Source organism: Lysinibacillus sp. NPDC093692 (assembly GCF_050280125.1).
Lineage (GTDB): Bacteria > Bacillota > Bacilli > Bacillales_A > Planococcaceae > Lysinibacillus.
The window spans coordinates 210,003-226,275 of sequence record NZ_JBNNUW010000006.1; the positions used below are offsets into that span (position 1 = coordinate 210,003).

At 35.8% G+C, this 16,273-nt stretch carries 16 protein-coding genes; 10 read left to right on the top strand and 6 right to left on the bottom strand.

Translation table 11 applies throughout. The annotated features are described in order from the left end of the window. Window positions 1-50: 50 nt before the first annotated feature. The 6 genes from ACQKN4_RS09215 (at window position 51) to ACQKN4_RS09240 (ending at window position 4,691) form a co-directional block, all read left to right on the top strand. Window positions 51-350: a late competence development ComFB family protein gene (locus tag ACQKN4_RS09215; RefSeq protein ID WP_368483752.1), complete on the top strand. Its 300-nt coding sequence runs from the start codon at window positions 51-53 to the stop codon at window positions 348-350. 437 nt (window positions 351-787) lie between these two features. After that, window positions 788-1,207 (top strand): transcriptional regulator MntR, encoded by a 420-nt coding sequence (mntR, locus tag ACQKN4_RS09220; protein WP_079562516.1) that lies wholly within the window; start codon window positions 788-790, stop codon window positions 1,205-1,207. A gap of 149 nt (window positions 1,208-1,356) precedes the next feature. Continuing rightward, entirely contained in the window at window positions 1,357-2,214 is an 858-nt protein-coding gene (locus ACQKN4_RS09225) for a CvfB family protein (protein ID WP_079562517.1), read from the top strand. 176 nt (window positions 2,215-2,390) lie between these two features. Beyond that, window positions 2,391-3,305 carry a DUF1002 domain-containing protein gene (locus tag ACQKN4_RS09230; protein WP_079562518.1) on the top strand — a complete coding sequence of 305 codons (915 nt, stop codon included), beginning with the start codon at window positions 2,391-2,393 and terminating at the stop codon, window positions 3,303-3,305. 186 nt (window positions 3,306-3,491) lie between these two features. Next, window positions 3,492-3,773, top strand: coding sequence for a GNAT family N-acetyltransferase (locus tag ACQKN4_RS09235; RefSeq protein ID WP_079562519.1), 282 nt, complete (start codon window positions 3,492-3,494; stop codon window positions 3,771-3,773). Between the two features lie 609 nt (window positions 3,774-4,382). Continuing rightward, a complete protein-coding gene (locus ACQKN4_RS09240) occupies window positions 4,383-4,691 on the top strand; it encodes a hypothetical protein (protein WP_079562520.1) in 309 nt (102 codons plus the stop codon). A 13-nt stretch (window positions 4,692-4,704) separates the two neighbouring features. Here ACQKN4_RS09240 and ACQKN4_RS09245 read toward each other — a convergent pair whose 3' ends face one another. The 3 genes from ACQKN4_RS09245 to ACQKN4_RS09255 form a co-directional block, all read right to left on the bottom strand. Beyond that, entirely contained in the window at window positions 4,705-5,850 is a 1,146-nt protein-coding gene (locus tag ACQKN4_RS09245; protein ID WP_079562521.1) for an MFS transporter, read from the bottom strand. 124 nt (window positions 5,851-5,974) lie between these two features. Then, window positions 5,975-7,495: a succinate CoA transferase gene (locus tag ACQKN4_RS09250; protein ID WP_079562522.1), complete on the bottom strand. Its 1,521-nt coding sequence runs from the start codon at window positions 7,493-7,495 to the stop codon at window positions 5,975-5,977. 371 nt (window positions 7,496-7,866) lie between these two features. Next, a complete protein-coding gene (locus tag ACQKN4_RS09255) occupies window positions 7,867-8,517 on the bottom strand; it encodes a LytTR family DNA-binding domain-containing protein (RefSeq protein WP_049663393.1) in 651 nt (216 codons plus the stop codon). A gap of 497 nt (window positions 8,518-9,014) precedes the next feature. On the opposite strand from ACQKN4_RS09255, the gene ACQKN4_RS09260 reads away from it, so the two are divergent. The 4 genes from ACQKN4_RS09260 to ACQKN4_RS09275 all read left to right on the top strand — a co-directional run bounded on the left by ACQKN4_RS09260 (window position 9,015) and on the right by ACQKN4_RS09275 (window position 12,091). After that, window positions 9,015-9,809 carry a helix-turn-helix transcriptional regulator gene (locus ACQKN4_RS09260; protein WP_079562523.1) on the top strand — a complete coding sequence of 265 codons (795 nt, stop codon included), beginning with the start codon at window positions 9,015-9,017 and terminating at the stop codon, window positions 9,807-9,809. Between the two features lie 141 nt (window positions 9,810-9,950). Then, window positions 9,951-10,712 (top strand): membrane protein insertase YidC, encoded by a 762-nt coding sequence (gene yidC, locus ACQKN4_RS09265; RefSeq protein WP_079562524.1) that lies wholly within the window; start codon window positions 9,951-9,953, stop codon window positions 10,710-10,712. Between the two features lie 53 nt (window positions 10,713-10,765). Further along, complete coding sequence (locus ACQKN4_RS09270; RefSeq protein WP_079562525.1) at window positions 10,766-11,014, top strand: hypothetical protein; 249 nt, start codon at window positions 10,766-10,768, stop codon at window positions 11,012-11,014. 300 nt (window positions 11,015-11,314) lie between these two features. Continuing rightward, window positions 11,315-12,091: a M15 family metallopeptidase gene (locus ACQKN4_RS09275; protein WP_427483481.1), complete on the top strand. Its 777-nt coding sequence runs from the start codon at window positions 11,315-11,317 to the stop codon at window positions 12,089-12,091. A gap of 57 nt (window positions 12,092-12,148) precedes the next feature. Here ACQKN4_RS09275 and cls read toward each other — a convergent pair whose 3' ends face one another. The 3 genes from cls to ACQKN4_RS09290 all read right to left on the bottom strand — a co-directional run bounded on the left by cls (window position 12,149) and on the right by ACQKN4_RS09290 (window position 15,901). Continuing rightward, window positions 12,149-13,606, bottom strand: coding sequence for a cardiolipin synthase (gene cls, locus ACQKN4_RS09280; RefSeq protein ID WP_427483483.1), 1,458 nt, complete (start codon window positions 13,604-13,606; stop codon window positions 12,149-12,151). Window positions 13,607-13,859: 253 nt separating this feature from the next. Further along, window positions 13,860-14,651 carry a YwqG family protein gene (locus tag ACQKN4_RS09285; RefSeq protein WP_427483485.1) on the bottom strand — a complete coding sequence of 264 codons (792 nt, stop codon included), beginning with the start codon at window positions 14,649-14,651 and terminating at the stop codon, window positions 13,860-13,862. Between the two features lie 89 nt (window positions 14,652-14,740). Next, window positions 14,741-15,901 carry an MFS transporter gene (locus ACQKN4_RS09290; RefSeq protein WP_427483487.1) on the bottom strand — a complete coding sequence of 387 codons (1,161 nt, stop codon included), beginning with the start codon at window positions 15,899-15,901 and terminating at the stop codon, window positions 14,741-14,743. Window positions 15,902-16,273: the final 372 nt, after the last annotated feature.

The window sequence follows — 16,273 nt, forward strand, 5'->3', positions numbered from 1 at the left end:
GTTTCAGGAATATTGTAACAATTAAATATAAATGAGGCGAAGGTTTGAATATGTCAGATCCTATTTTAGTAAATGTTACAGAGGAAATTGTGCGTGGTTTAGTAAGTTTTCTACTACGAGGACCGGAATATCAAACATTTTGTAAATGTGAAATCTGTGAACTTGACGCAGTGGCACTTACACTGAATGTATTGCCAAGCAAGTATGTTACATCTATGGAATCCCGAGATGAAGCATTCAAAGTGATGAATACTCCTGAAAATATCGAACGGATCAATAAAGAGATTATTCATGCATTACATGTGGTAAATAAGTATCCTCGACATAAGGAAGAACCAACTTCTATATGAAGTTGGTTCTTCACGTTTTTGAAAAACTATTGGGTCAACGAAGATGTCAATAGAGTATGTTTTTTGCAAAGCGAGGGTTGATTCCGTTCCGACTGGGCGCTTTGTAGCACCGATATTGGTCACGAAGGCATTATCACAGGACGTGATGCTTTTAGCCTTCGTTCCTCTATATCGCTAATCCCCGAGGAGTCGCCCAGCCTCCACTCCAATCAACTTCTTCACTTAACGAGTATTTCACACAAATTTAGAATGATAAAAAGCAAAATCAGCCACAAATGTTTTTTGTGCGAAAGCGAAGCGACAGCAACAAATAATTTTGCCAGGCGCAATTTATGTTACGCATGTATTGTTTTTCGGGCATATGTATTTTCAGTTAACTTTTAAGGCAAGCTTGTAGTAAACTAGAGAGTAAGAAAAGGAAAGAGAGGGAATAGGATATGCCAACACCTAGTATGGAGGACCATATCGAACAAATATATTTATTAATCACTAATAAAGGGTATGCTCGTGTGTCTGACATTGCTGAAGCATTATCTGTTCTTCCTTCTTCTGTTACAAAAATGGTTCAAAAATTAGATAAAGATGGTTATTTAGTTTATGAAAAATACCGTGGCCTTACATTGACACCTAAAGGAGAAAAGCTTGGAAAACGTCTTGTACAGCGCCATGAGCTTCTAGAGCAATTTTTGCGAATCATTGGTGTAGATGAAGAGCGAATATACAATGATGTAGAAGGTATCGAACATCATTTAAGTTGGAATTCAATCGATCGAATTGCGGATCTTGTACAGGTAATGGAAGAAAATCCGGACATCGCGAAAAAACTAGAGGCATCTAAAACCCATCATAACTTTTAATTTCTATCAGCGAATGATTGTGTAGCGAAAGCAAAGCGACAGCTACAGATGTCTTTTGTAGCGAAAGCAAAGCGACAGCTACAGATGTTAAAGCCTTCGGCGGATAAGTTTTTTTGCGAAAATGATGGTAAGAAGGAAAGGAAGACAATATGAACGAATTAAAATCAGGTGAAGTTGTTACATTAACTGTGTTAGAGCAACAAGCATCGAAATGGATCTTAACAAATGGAGTTGACGAACTGCCCTTAAATGCTTCAGAGGTAACAGAGCCACTTGCAGTAGGTGACCGCCTTGAAGTATTTTTATTTGCAGATCGTCGTGGTGATTTAGCAGCTACAACAGCTATCCCATCTTTCGTACAAGGGGAATATGGCTGGGCTCGTGTTCTAAAAGTAGTCGAGCGTGAAGGGGCTTTTGTAGATATCGGTACTTCACGCGAGGTGCTAGTAAAAGCTGAAGATTTACCTGCAATAAGCGAACTTTGGCCAGCACCAGGCGACCATTTATTTATGACATTGCGCACAGATCGCAATGGTGATTTATTTGGGCGTTTGGCAACTGAAGAAAAAATTTCGGAATTATATGAAGGTGCATTTGAAGACATGCACAATAAAAACATTAAGGCACGTCCATATCGTTTATTACCAGTTGGCTCGTTTTTATTAGGTGTAGACATTCCGTACCGTATCTTTGTCCATGAATCAGAGCGTAATGAAGAACCTCGTCTGGGACAAGATGTTGTTGTTCGTATTATTGATGTAAAAGATGAGGGTACGATGAATGGTTCACTTTTACCACGTAAACATGAGCGTATTTCAGGTGATGCGCAAAGAATTTTAAATTACCTACAAGAGGTAGGAGGAAGAATGCCATTTGGCGATAAGTCCTCACCAGATGAAGTTCAAGAAATGTTTAACATGAGTAAAGGTGCATTTAAACGAGCGTTAGGTACACTTATGAAAGCTGGTAAAGTGAAACAGCAGGATGGTTGGACAGAGGAAATTTAGTGTAGAGGACATTCTTCTACACTAAGAGTATGAACGACTACTAAATGAAATTAAAGAAAATGACGAGAGCCTTTTGAAACCTTCTCGTCTTTTTTTCGTACTAATAATTGTTTAGTAATTGATTGGCATGTATTTTACAGGCCAAATGAGTTTTTGGACGAAAGGGGTCACACAATTTGAAAAAAACGTGGATAAAAATACTAACAGCGACAATGTTAGTTTTTGGCGTGATGGCACCCGCAACAGGTTTTGCGGCTGATAATACGCCACCTAAAGCAATTGATGAAAAATTAGGAGTACCGATTGTCGTATATGGTGCAAACTTATCTGAGGCTGAAAAAGAGTCTGTTAAAAAGTCATTAAAAGTGAACGAAGAGCCTGAAGTTGAAGAAATAACAGTATCAGGTCAAGACTTAGCTAAATATATTAAAGATAGTAATTCAAGTTCTCGTATGTATTCTTCTGCCAAAATCACGCGTAAAAATGCAGGAGAAGGATTAGTTATTGAAATTGTTACACCATCAAACATTACACAGGTTACATCTGAAATGTATGCAAATGCCATGCTAACTGCAGGTATTGAAGATGCAACAGTACAGGTGGCTGCGCCTAAAGCAGTAACAGGTCATTCAGCGCTTGTGGGAATATATAAAGCTTACGAAGTAACAACAGGTGAAAAGCTTGATACTGAGCGTACAGATGTTGCAAATGACGAGCTATCAGTAGCAACTACTCTTACGCAATCGGCAGGAGTGGAAGATGCCAAGGTTGCAGAGTTACTAACAGAAATCAAAAAAGAAATTGCAGAATCAAAGCCAGCGACCAAAGAAGAAGTTGAAAAGATTGTGCAAGAGCAATTAAACAAGCTTGAAATTAATTTAAGTGATAAGGACCGTCAATTGCTAGTTGATTTGATGAACAAGATTAGTAAACTAGATATTGATTTTGGTAAATGGTCTGAACAATTAGATGATATTAGCAGTACGATTAAAGAAAAATTTGGATCAATAATGGAAGATAAAGGATTCTGGGAAAGTGTGAAAAATTTCTTTGCTAATTTAAAGGATACAATCGCATCATGGTTTAATTAATCTGGACGCAATTACGCCAAGGCAAAATTGATAGAAAAGAATCTGCAACATTTTCTCCTGATTGCTAGAGAAAGTGAGCGGATTCTTTTATTTTTCTATAAGGTTTATATTTTTTAAAAGTGCCACCCACTAGCTTTGTAAAAGTATAAAAAGCTATGGTACTATGATAAAAAGGAGTGGTGAGAAATGGAATTTCAATTACAACAGCAAGCGGATAAAAAGCATGCTTTTGTTTATGAGCAAGAAGGGGAAAGATTAGCGGAAATTACATGGCAGCAAAAGGGTCAAGTAATGGTCATGGATCACACATATGTATCAGATAAGCTCCGTGGCCAAGGGGTGGCCAAAAAATTGTTGGATCATGCCGCAGCGTATGCACGTGAACAGGGCAATAAAATGGAAGCGGTTTGTTCTTATGTAGTTGCAGCATTTGAAAAATCCGATGCTTACAATGATGTAAAACAATAAAGATAAGGCAATCTGCTTATTAATAAGCGGATTGCCTTTTAACTTCTTTCAGTAAATGTTTTTGTAAAACATTTACTGAAAGAAGTTAAATCCTCCGGAGGATGTCACAGAATCGGCTTTGTGCTTGCACAAAGCCGATTCTGAACCGCAATTACGCCAAGGCATAATTGATTTTTTATAGACCATTCATGCAGCTCCTTACAGTAAAATACTATAAATTAGTATTGTTAAGATGCCTGCTCCACCTACTAAGGAAGCCATGTCTACCCAATCATATACTGAATCTAAATCTTTCATGATAATCACTCTCCTGTTATTAGTATAAATTCATTAATTCCCTTTACTTGTCCTTTGTAATCATAAAAAATCACAAAAATATTGTAATTATGAAAAAAATGCTTACCATGAAATTTTGTAGAAGAATAATTAACTATTTGCGAAAAAATATAGATGTACTAAGAAATGTGTTTATATTATGGAAGCGAAGGGGAATAGATGACTCTCTCTTTATATATGCTGTAACGTATATAAAAATTATGTTTAGTCCTCAAAAAATAGGGAAAAGATATATTACAGAGCTAGTTTTTATTTTTTTGGGAGGGATTTATAATGGCGAAACGTAAAGGATCAGGTGTTATGCTAGTAGGGTTAACATTAGCAGCATCTTATTTAAGTAAAAAAGAAAACCGAGATAAAGCATTGAGTATGTTTAATAATGCAAAATCTAAAGTAGCATCTTATTTGAATACAACGAATATGGAGATGCCTGAACACATTACAGAGCGTATATCTACTGAAGTAGCGACAGAAGCCGGAACGTCTCCAACAAAAATAGCTTCAAATGAAATGGTTGCTGAAGGTGGAGGGCATACAGGTATCCATTACTTTAATGGAGAAATTCAGGAACAAGAGAAATAACAACAAAACCTTCTCATTTTACGTGAGAAGGTCTTTTTTGTGTACATATGATGATCATTGCAAATACTAATAATACAATTCCGGTAAATATAAAGCCACTGACAATACCTAGTGAGAGCCATCCGAGTAATGAGGAACCTAGGACAACTCCTAGTGAGAAGAAGGCATAAAAATAACCATAGGCTTTTCCGCGGACTTCTGCCGTCGTAGAGTCGATTAAAAGTGAATTGACTGATGGGAATAAGAAGCCAAACCCGATTCCATAGCAAGCCATTGCAATATAAAGTAACGTACTTGAATCTGCCTGACTAATTAATAATTGACTGATCCCCATTAAACCTATACCAAGTGATAATGTTTTGATGGGAGCAACCTTATCGAAAATACGGTTAGTAGGCAAAATAAATATGAGAACAGCAATAATGCCAAATGTACTCATCAAAGTCCCACTTAAACGTGAATCAAAGCCTAAAGAGTGGACTTTTAGTGGAAGGAGATAGGCAATAACTCCTTGAGAAAACATTAAAAAGAATGCACTGGTGAAGGCTTTCAATGTCCCTGGATTATTAAAAAGTACATAAAAGGGAATGTTTGCAGTTGGAGCAGACTTTTCTTTTTTTACTTGATTTGATTTTAGTAAAAAGAAGGCAAGTATCCCTAATAAGAGCATAAAGCATGCAGTTATATTAAAAACGAATGGTACGCTAGTACGGCTCGCTAAAATTCCGCTAAATGCAGGACCGATTATTGCAGCGATACCAACAAATGCTCCAGAGATAGCACTGCCCTTACCTCTCTTTTCTTGCTCAGTAGCATTCGCTAAAAATGTGAAAGCAGCAGGAACGATAAAGCCCGCAACTAATCCATGTACAAAGCGGACTACTAATAGAATAATAGGATCTTCTACAAAATTATAAAGGAATAGTGAAAGGCCTGTCGTTAAGAGACCTAGGATTAAAATAACGAATGGTCCTTTACGATCTGTTAAAAAACCAGAGATAACATTACCAAATGTATTGGAAAGGGAATACATACCTACTGCTAGGCCGGTAATGAAGGCTGATGCCCCTAAGGATTCTGCATATGTACTCATGACAGGAAGTTGAGTAAATAGGTCGAAAAACGAAAAGAATATAATCAAATAAATAAGTTTCTTCATAGCTCCTCCGATACAAAATTATATGTTAATGAGAATGAATATCACTCTTATTATACCATTTTCGACAAAAAAAGAACGCCTCATAAGTTTTTTGACTTAATGAGGCGTTCCTGAATTATGAAAATTAAGCTTTAGAAACTTCTTTTTTCATTGTCTTGTTTTTAGCAAGGTTTACGTGCCAAGAAAGTGCTTCCTCTAAAATATGAGGTGTTTGATGGCCGCCAGTTGCTTCTAGAGCACGGTTATAGTAATCCCAAAGTTGTTCTTTGTAATCTGGGTGTGCACAGTTTTCGATAATTAAAGGTACACGCTCTTGTGGTGCAAGACCACGTAAGTCAGCAATACCTTGCTCAGTTACGATTACATCAACATCATGTTCAGTGTGGTCTACGTGAGAAACCATTGGCACGATTGAAGAGATAGCGCCGCCTTTTGCGTATGATTTAGTAACAAAAATACCTAGACGTGCGTTACGTGCAAAGTCACCTGAACCACCGATACCATTCATCATACGAGTACCTGATACGTGAGTTGAGTTTACGTTACCGTAGATATCTAATTCTAGAGCAGTGTTGATTGAAATTAGACCCAAACGACGGATAAGCTCTGGGTGGTTAGAAATTTCTTGTGTACGTAGGCAAATTTTATCAGCGTATTTTTCTAAATTGCCGTATACTTTTTTCTGTAATTCTTCAGTCAGCGTAATTGAAGTAGCTGCAGCAAATTTAACTTTACCAGCATCAATTAAGTTGAATACAGCATCTTGAAGTACTTCAGAAGCAACAACTAAATCTTCAAATTCTGAATCAGCGAAGCCGTCAAGTACAGCGTTTGCAACAGAACCAACACCAGATTGTAATGGCATTAATTGTTTTGTTAAGCGACCCGCTTTAATTTCATCACGGAAGAAGTCTAATAAAATGTTAGCCATTGTTTGTGTTTCTTCATCTGGTGGTACGATTAATGAAGGAGCATCAGGCTCTTCAGAAATAACAATCGCTTTAATTTTAGCTGGATCAACTTTGATACCGATATCACCAATGCGTTGCATAGCATCAGTCATTGGAATCGCTTCACGTTTACCTTGCTCAGCTGGTACATAGATATCGTGGATACCTACTAAAGCCTCTGGGTGAGAGATATTTAACTCGATAATAATATTCTCAGCGTATTCAGCAAAGATAGGTGAGTTACCAACTGAATTTGTTGGGATGATGAAGCCATCTTCTGTAATAGCAACAGCTTCAAGGATTAAATGTTTAATTGGTCCGATAATTCCTTGGCGAACTAATTCAGCATTATGTGAAAGGTGAGCATCTACATATAGTACATCCCCAGAGTTAATTAAGTTACGAATACCTGCATCTCCTTGGAATGGTCCACGTTTGCGGATAACACCAGCTTCAGCTAAGTATTTATCAACTTCAGGTCCTAAAGAAGCCCCTGTATATACATCAATTTTGAATTTTTCGTTTTTAGCGCGCTCTACTAAAGCCATAGGAACAACTTTTGCGTCCCCCGCACGAGTGAATCCACTCATACCAACTACATCACCGTTTGAGATAAGTGCTGCAGCTTCATCAGCAGTAACGATTTTACTTTCAAGTTCTTTTAAGCCTATGCGTTTTTGAATAATTGCATCCATTAAAAAGTCCTCCCCTAAAAAGTTTTATGGAAACCGATTACAAAACTAGAAAAAACGTGTAAGAATTTTCTGTTTATTTAGTTGTAGTATGACACCAACCATTTGAATAATACTATCACCAAATTGTCACAATTACTTTAGAAATAGCATTAAATTGAGTAAAAACAGGAAAAATGAGCATAAAAACGAATTTTCGACAGAGAAAACGTTTTAATGTAGAGGTGTATTGTTTTTAGATGATTTTACTTTTGAAAATTCAGTAATATAATGTGGGGTTGATTTCCGTTCCGACTGGTTGGTGAAGAGCATTTAATTTCAGTAAGAAAAAAAGTACAGCGAACAATTAAAATGCTCGCTGTACTTATAAAAAATTAGAAACCTAAAGAACGACGGAAGTAACTTGCGTAGCGTTGGCTAACTGGAATACGAGTACCGTCTTTCATAATTAATAAAAACGTTGAATGAGAATCTGGTTGAATTTCATCAATGTAGTCAATGTTAACGATATAAGAGCGGTGACAACGTATAAATGAGTCAGGTGCTAAAAATAGCTCAAGATCACTTAGGTTCAAGCGGTGGTAGCCTTCACGACTCATCGTCTTAACAAATGTTTTTCGAAGCTGTGTTTCAAGATAAATAACTTGATCATGTTTGATTGGGTACCAGCAGTCATCGATTTTAATAGTAATGTAGTTCGTTAAAAATGCTGATGGCTTTTGTGGGAAGATTGCAGTGATAGCACCCTTAGTTTCGCCTTCCTCCATTAAAGGAATACTCATGCCGTAATATGCTACTCCAAATACATCAGGCTCAATGTAAGAGCTAATCTTTTGTCCGTAGTTTAGCGCTTTATGAGCTGCTGAACCTTCTTTAATTGGGTCGCCAGGCTTGATCTTTAAATCCACTTTTTTGCTTGCTTGGTAGTACAAGTATTCGTTTGTATCGGAGATTGCGATAGAAGTATTCTCGGGAAAGAACTCTTTAATAATCTCCATAATTTCTTCTATTTGTTTTGGATCCACTATTAACACCTCGTCTAAACTTTTAAAAATAGTATTATCATCTATTTTACTACATATTCATATAAATTATATAGAGAAGATTTCGGAATAAAAAAGAGAAATGTCGATTGATGAAAAATTTAGGTGTAAAACAACATTACATAATTTGTAACAAATTTTAAAAAATTACTAATTCAGTTTGATATATATATGGTAAAATTTAATTGTGCGACATAAGTTTACGAGGTTTCTACTATGCATATATGATAAATTAGAACTAGAGTGAAAGACAAAATGTGGTTGAAAGGAAATCGCAGAATATGGTAAAATTCACTGTATAGTCTATTTTTTTTTGTGACTGATGGTATAGTTGGGTTATTTTTATTATATAATATATGAAATATGACTCAATTCGTACAATTGATAAGGAAATACTATTTTCTTATTTTGAAATAAGTAGATTGGTGTCAAGAATTGTAACAGCAATTCGTGCAATCTGAGGAAAGATGGGGAAGATTATGCAATTACATCAACATTCTATGTCAGAAACGATATCCAAAAGATACTTTCAGGAAATCGATAGTATTAACCAATACATCGGTGTAGAAGAATTTTTTAATATTGAGTCGAAATTAGTATTTGAAATTTACCATTTAGAATCTGCGAAGGCTAAGAAATCTTTGCATAAATTAATTGATATTCTTTCCATACGTTTTGGCAAACAAGTCATTAAAATTGTTCGAAGTTATTTTTCTGTTTTGTCGTCAATTGTTGCACGTAAATTGCTAGACAATCAAGTTCCTTCGAAAAAAGCTTTTGCTTTTAACATTGCTTGTAATGATATGATTGAAAATCAAATGAAAGACGCAGAATTTTTACAATTCGCTGATGATTTAATTGATTTTTTTGTCTACTTCATCGCAGATCGCAAGCAACCGACTTTTCGTCACCAGACCGTTAATAAAGTAATAATGTATATAAATGATGAATTGGAAAATGACTTAACAGTGGAAAGCATCGCAAATAATTTTCATATAAGTACGAGTCACTTATCACGTATATTTAGAGAACATGTTGGTATTACACTTGTTGAATATCTAAATGTTCGTCGAGTAGAGGAATCACAGTACTACCTTAGACACACTAATAAAAGTATAACTTCTATTTCGGATCAATTCCATTTCTGTAATCAAAGCTATTTTACCCGCATCTTTAAAAAATATACTGGGGTAACGCCTAAACATTTCCGAGACGAGCTACACCATGAGTTTTATCGTTTTGAGATGGCGGAATCAGAGCTTCAAAACGTTTAAAGTCATAAAAAGATTAATAAATAGATGCGGACGTATTAGCGATGCTAAAGCTCGCATCTTTTTTATGCTTGCTATTTGATAATAATGGACCCAATAATGTATACTTCATTTTAGTTGATAAATAATAGTAGGTGGAAAAAAATGAGGAATTTGAAGCTGTTTACAATGCTTGGACTTGCCGTTTTTGTTCTTAGTGGCTGTCAAGCTGTGCAAAACAAAGAAGGTTTTTTCTATAGTATCTTTGTAAAACCTATGGAATTTTTATTGGAATTTTTCGGTAACACTATTTTTTCAGGTAGCTATGGTTTAGCGATTATCGCTATTACGGTTCTTATTCGTTTAGTTTTAATGCCGATTATGTTAAAGAATTACCGTCAGCAACAAAAGATGAAAACGAAAATGGATGCGTTTAAGCCTGAAATGGAAGTTGTTCAGAAAAAGATGAAGGAAGCTAAGACAAAAGAAGAGCAAATGCAGCATCAGCAAGAAATGATGGCATTATATCAAAAACATGGCATCAATCCACTTAACATGGGCTGTTTACCAATGTTAATTCAAATGCCTATTATCATGGGTCTTTATTTCTCTATCTTATATTCTACAGATGTGAAAACACATGAATTTTTATGGTTTAGCTTAGGTTCACCTGATATCGCTATGACAATTGTCGCAGGTATTGTTTATTTAGTTCAAGCACGTGTATCATTATGGACAGTACCAGAGCAACAAAAAGCACAAATGAAAATGTTTATTTATATTTCACCAATTATGATTGTCTTTATCTCAATGTCATCTATGGCAGCCCTACCACTTTACTGGTCGGTCAGCGGTGCATTATTGATTATTCAAACATATATCGGTCGAAAATTTTATTCGGAACATCCGGAAAAAGTAAACTCATAAAATTATTTGTCGAGGCGCCTATGTAGCCTCGATTTTTTTAGGAGGACAGTAAGATGAATACAAAGTGGCTATCATCTATTCTAGTCGCGATTTTTAGTATCGCGGCTATCGTATTTATTATCCTAGGTAATTTTAACTTTGCGGTATTTGCAATGACTATTATGTTTGCCGTATCGAATGGATTTAGAGCAAAAAGTTTTAAAGAGCAAGGTTATATAAAAGAAGCAAAATGGATGAAGTACATGGCAATCTTTTTCTCAATTGCTTCTATAGTAGTGTTTATTATTATTCTCACTGACTAATTTATCAATTATGCCTCGGCATAAATGTGTCTGGGATCGGCCGGAGGCTTTAACTTCTTTCAGCAAATGTTTTTTGTATCGAAAGAGTAGCGACAGGTACAGGTGTTTTGGCACCCTCTGAAAGAAGTTTGAAAATCATTGGTGAAAATCTACACCCTAAATTGTGAACAGTGCTAAAATGAGACTATACCAATATAGTACAAAATAGTATCGGTACTTACTAGGACTGTTCTTTCTAAATTCTTTGAAAGAGAATACTACCATGTGGTACTGGATAACTTTAAAAGGGGTAAAAAAATAGTGAAAAAGAAACGTTTTCCACTCATCCTGGGTGCTTTAATCTCGATGGCGCTTATCGCATCTATTTTCGTAGTTTATAACTATAAAAATAAACAGATAAGTAATGCATCAGATGAAAATGAACAACAAGCAGCAGAACCAACTAAAAAAGATTCACCTGTAAAAGAAGAGCCGAAAAATACAGCGGATAATCCGGTGAAGCCTGAGCAGAAGGTAGATGAAAATGGCTATATACCAAATCAAACATTACCAACTGAGCCGACATATATTAAAGGTATTTTATTAGCGAATAAAATATATCCGCTACCATCTACCTTTGCGCCTGAAGAAAGTCCAGAGGCTCGTCAAGCTCTAAATAAAATGCTTACTGCTGCAAAACAACAAGGTTTTGATTTAGTAGCTTTTAGTGGCTATCGATCTTTTGAATATCAAACAACATTATATAATAACTATGTAAACCGTGATGGGCAAGCTGCCGCTGATCGCTATAGTGCTCGCCCTGGTTATTCAGAACATCAGACCGGTTTGGCTTTTGATATAGGGGAAGTAGGTAAAGATAAATTATGGTTAACTGAAGAATTCGGTGAAACACCAGCAGGCCAATGGTTATTTACACATGCTCAAGACTATGGTTTTATTTTACGATTCCCCCAAAATAAAGAGGACATCACAGGTTATATGTATGAGTCATGGCACTACCGTTATGTGGGTGTAGACATAGCAAAAGACATAAAAAAACAAAATATAACGCTAGAAGAATATCTAGGTGTGAAATAAAAAAGGGAAGAGAGTTGTTCGTAATGATACGAACTAGCTCTCTTCCTTTTCTACATTCTACAAGATCGGTGTTAATAAGCGTGAAATGGATTCTTTAAATTTAATTAACGCGGAACGATTTTGGTACATTTCCCAAGTTAATTCAGTGCAATCAAAAATATCCTTTTCAAACAGCTCAGCAAGCTGATGTGAAATCGTTGAGTCATAAATGAAGGCATTTACTTCGAAATTCAAACTGAAACTGCGTACATCAAGGTTTGCAGTACCGATAGTAGATGCTTCATCGTCAATAATAATTGCTTTAGCATGAATAAAGCCCTTTTCATAAATATAAACTTTTGCTCCTGCACGCAATAATTGTCCTACGTATGAATATGTAGCCCAATAAACAAACATATGATCAGGCTTATTTGGAATCATGATCCTTACATCAATGCCTGAAAGTGTCGCAATTTTAATAGCCTCTAAAAAACTAACATCAGGGATGAAATATGGCGTTTGGATATATATATACTTTTTCGCCATATTAATAAGCTTTAAGTAGCCTATTTTAATATGTTCCCAGTCAGAGTCAGGTCCACTAGACACGATTTGTAAGCCCACATTGCCTTTTTTCGGAATAGCAGGGAAGTAACGATCTGAATAGCCCATTTTCTGTTGTGCAGAAGCTTGGTTCCAATCAAGTAAAAAGCGAGTTTGTAATGGATGGACGGAACTACCTTCAATACGTAAATGTGTATCTCTCCAATAGCCAAACTTTTTTTGTAGACCGAGGTACTCATCTCCAACATTAAAACCACCAATATAACCAATACGACCATCAATCACAACAATTTTTCGGTGATTTCTAAAATTTAAACGAGGGTTTATAAGTGGCAAAATGGATGGGAAAAATACTTCGACTTCTCCACCTGCAGCAAGCAATTCTTTGAAATGGCGTTTTTTAACATTGCGTGAGCCCATTTCATCATATAAGATTCTTACCTTAACTCCTTGCTTTGCCTTTTTAATAAGTGCATTAACAATGCGTGTACCTAGGTCATCTAAACGGAAAATGTAATATTGAATGTGAATATGATCTTTTGCTGCATCAATATCTGCAAGTAACTGCTCAAATTTGTTTGCGCCATCCTCAAAAATATCAATGTGGTTATCCTGCGTTAATACAGCATTATTTGTTTTAAGATGCATGTAAATCATTTCTTTATAATTTTCCGCATTTTCGATCCGAAACTCGAACGTATTATCTCGAATCGCTTCTGTCTGATAGCTAATGAGGTTATCGATACCGATATCCTTGCGTCCTTCCCAACGGAATAAATGTTTTTTTCGTAGTTGTCGCCCGAACATCAAGTATAAAATAAACCCACCTAATGGAATGAAAAACAGTACGAGAATCCATGCCCATGTAGAAGTGGCATCTTTACGCTCTAAAAAAATTATGACCATTGCTGCCAAAATATTAACAAACATAATTAAAGGTACTAGATATCCAACATCGGTAAAAATACTCATTCCTACACCTGCCTTTACTATATTTGTGCAATACACTTAGTATAACTTACTTTATAAGTGGAAAGAAGAGATGAAATTTGGTTAGTAAGCATGGAAAAGGATTACCTCCAAATAAGAACGAGGTAATCCAAAATCCATTTTGCCTTATTGTATTGAAATAGTTTTGTATCGTTGCTTTCGCACAGAAAAAACATTGTAGCTGTCGCTACGCTTTCGCACAGAAAAACAATTGTTGCTGCATGAAGATAACTGATTAGTAATGCTCCCATTGAAATAAAATATCAGAGAAATCCTTTTGGAGGAGCTTTTCTTGGTTAATGAAGAATTTTCCAACACCACTATCTGCCCACATAATACCGATTTCATCATTAGAGTCGATTTGGAGTAACAATACATCATATCGTTTAAGAAGCTGTGATTCGTGACGGATATCTTCCTCTATAAAATAGGCGTAACCGCCAATTTTAGCTCCAGCCCCTAAGAAGTGTTGTAAATAAATTTCCCGTAAATCAACATCTTCTGATGAAGGAATTAAGTCAGGTAAATAATGTAAAGCTCGATAATCTAAAGCAGAAACAGGTTCTTGAATCGGTTGAAATTGTAATGCTAATTCCTGACGAATAGGGAACTGATCGTCTGCTGCTTGTGCTAAAAACTCCTGACTAGGGGGTATTGCTTCAAAATTTACGGTAGGATAAAAACGTATTTTATAAAATTGCTGAAAAATATCTTCGTGATAATGATCAGCATTCACGAAAATATTAGATGAAATAAAAAATTGCAGAATACCCTGAGATGGGAAATCCTTTAGAGGTGGCATTTCTGCAAAGTTAATTTGAGCTAATAGCCGCATAGGCTCACCTGCAATATCTTTCGGATACGTCTGGTAATATGGTAAATAAGGTTCTCCAGCAAATTTACTTTCCGTTAATGTAGTTGATCGCTTATAGGGTGTGATAATCATTGCTGAAATCAGTGTTTCTTCAATTTCAAAACGAAACGATTCTAGCTCTTTTGGAAGAAAAAAATTTGTTATTTTGTTCATGCAGAGCCCTCCGATAGTCCGCTCCAATATTCCTTGATGTGTTTTCCACGCTTTGAATTACTATTAAGTTACGGCTTTTTATCAACAAATTATTCAAGTCGTAAAGATTTATTTGATGCTTTAAAAATAAATATTAAACTTATTGAAACGACGGCTATTGCTGCTGAAGTATAATAGCCTAAACTAGAATGCATAGTAAATAGCCAAGTGAAGAATAGTGGACCTAGAATGCGCCCTAGGTTATCCATCGAATAGGAAAGACCTGCGGCAGTGCCGTATTGACCACCAGATTCTTTAGTTGAAAGAGATACAACACATGTTCTTGCGAGTGCATTTCCTGCTGTGAAAACACAGAGGGCTAAACCGGCCATAAATAAGTTAGCTGTTAAAGTGAATAAAAGCATACCCATTGCTGTGACAATTTGTGCACCTATTAGCCAATTTGTCTCGCTTCCGTTTTTAATTCGTCTAACCACACCGCCTTGAATAGCTGCATCTACAAAGCCACTAAACATGAACAAATAACCAATTTGTAATGGTGTAATTTGAATTCGATCAATTTGGAACAACTGGAAAGTCGCTTCCACTCCTGCCAGCATAAAAGTCACTAAAAATGAGAACATAAATAAATAACGTACACGGTACTGCAACATTTTTGTAGCACCCTTTGGCACAATGGCACGTTTATTTGTATCTTTTCGTTTTATAGGTTCTTTTAAAACGAAACTTGCATAAATAAATAATAGTGCAATTAGTGTTGCTGAAGCGATAAAGGGTAGTTGCAAGCTATAGTGTCCGAGTATACCACCTATTGCTGGACCAAAAATAAAACCGAGCCCGATGGACATGCCCATGAGACCCATATATTTATTGCGATCCTCCTCACTCGACATATCTCCTACAAAGCCTGTTACAGCTGTATATAGTGCTCCTGAGAACAAACCACCAACAACGCGTGAGATGTATAACATTACTAAATTATTAATAAATAATGAAAAAATAACAAAGCTTAAGCTAAAACCTACAAGACCTATTAATATAAGTTGCTTACGACCTACCTTATCGGACAGCATACCCCAAAGAGGAGCAGTGAAAAAACTGGCGAGCGAATACACTGTAAGTAAGCCACCTACATGTATATTATCCCAACTTTGCTGAACTATAACCTCAGGTAAGACAGGTATAATAATTCCAAACCCAAGGTAGACGAGGAATTGGACAGACATTAATAATAAAATTGCCTTTTTCATACAGTCCCCTGCTTTCATACAATATTTTAGTATGTATATTCTACCTCTCTTATTATTGTTATTACAAGAAGGCGGAAGAATAAAACAGCTTAAATACTTCTTTGATCATTACTAAAGTAGGGGGGGATATTTTGTTAACGTGTATACTAAGGTTTTATATAGCGAAGGCTGGGCAACTTCTTAAGGGCAGCTGTAAAATAGGAGCGAGTGCAGTAGAGAAAAGAGGCTGAACACTGTATAAAAAATGACAAACTGTTAACAATGGAATTATATTGACACAAAAAAAGAATGACGAGCTAACGTAAGTAACTAAATGGACTCATTCCATTTTTAATTTTTTGTATCGAATGTCGCATAGAGTATTAAATTATT

Excerpts from the sequence above, each read along its gene's own strand:
- ACQKN4_RS09215 (WP_368483752.1), top strand. The coding sequence starts at position 51 with ATGTCAGATCCTATTTTAGTAAATGTTACAGAGGAAATTGTGCGTGGT.
- mntR (WP_079562516.1), top strand. The coding sequence starts at position 788 with ATGCCAACACCTAGTATGGAGGACCATATCGAACAAATATATTTATTA.
- ACQKN4_RS09225 (WP_079562517.1), top strand. The coding sequence starts at position 1,357 with ATGAACGAATTAAAATCAGGTGAAGTTGTTACATTAACTGTGTTAGAG.
- ACQKN4_RS09235 (WP_079562519.1), top strand. The coding sequence starts at position 3,492 with ATGGAATTTCAATTACAACAGCAAGCGGATAAAAAGCATGCTTTTGTT.
- ACQKN4_RS09240 (WP_079562520.1), top strand. The coding sequence starts at position 4,383 with ATGGCGAAACGTAAAGGATCAGGTGTTATGCTAGTAGGGTTAACATTA.
- ACQKN4_RS09245 (WP_079562521.1), bottom strand. The coding sequence starts at position 5,850 with ATGAAGAAACTTATTTATTTGATTATATTCTTTTCGTTTTTCGACCTA.
- ACQKN4_RS09250 (WP_079562522.1), bottom strand. The coding sequence starts at position 7,495 with ATGGATGCAATTATTCAAAAACGCATAGGCTTAAAAGAACTTGAAAGT.
- ACQKN4_RS09260 (WP_079562523.1), top strand. The coding sequence starts at position 9,015 with ATGCAATTACATCAACATTCTATGTCAGAAACGATATCCAAAAGATAC.
- yidC (WP_079562524.1), top strand. The coding sequence starts at position 9,951 with ATGAGGAATTTGAAGCTGTTTACAATGCTTGGACTTGCCGTTTTTGTT.
- ACQKN4_RS09270 (WP_079562525.1), top strand. The coding sequence starts at position 10,766 with ATGAATACAAAGTGGCTATCATCTATTCTAGTCGCGATTTTTAGTATC.
- cls (WP_427483483.1), bottom strand. The coding sequence starts at position 13,606 with ATGAGTATTTTTACCGATGTTGGATATCTAGTACCTTTAATTATGTTT.
- ACQKN4_RS09285 (WP_427483485.1), bottom strand. The coding sequence starts at position 14,651 with ATGAACAAAATAACAAATTTTTTTCTTCCAAAAGAGCTAGAATCGTTT.
- ACQKN4_RS09290 (WP_427483487.1), bottom strand. The coding sequence starts at position 15,901 with ATGAAAAAGGCAATTTTATTATTAATGTCTGTCCAATTCCTCGTCTAC.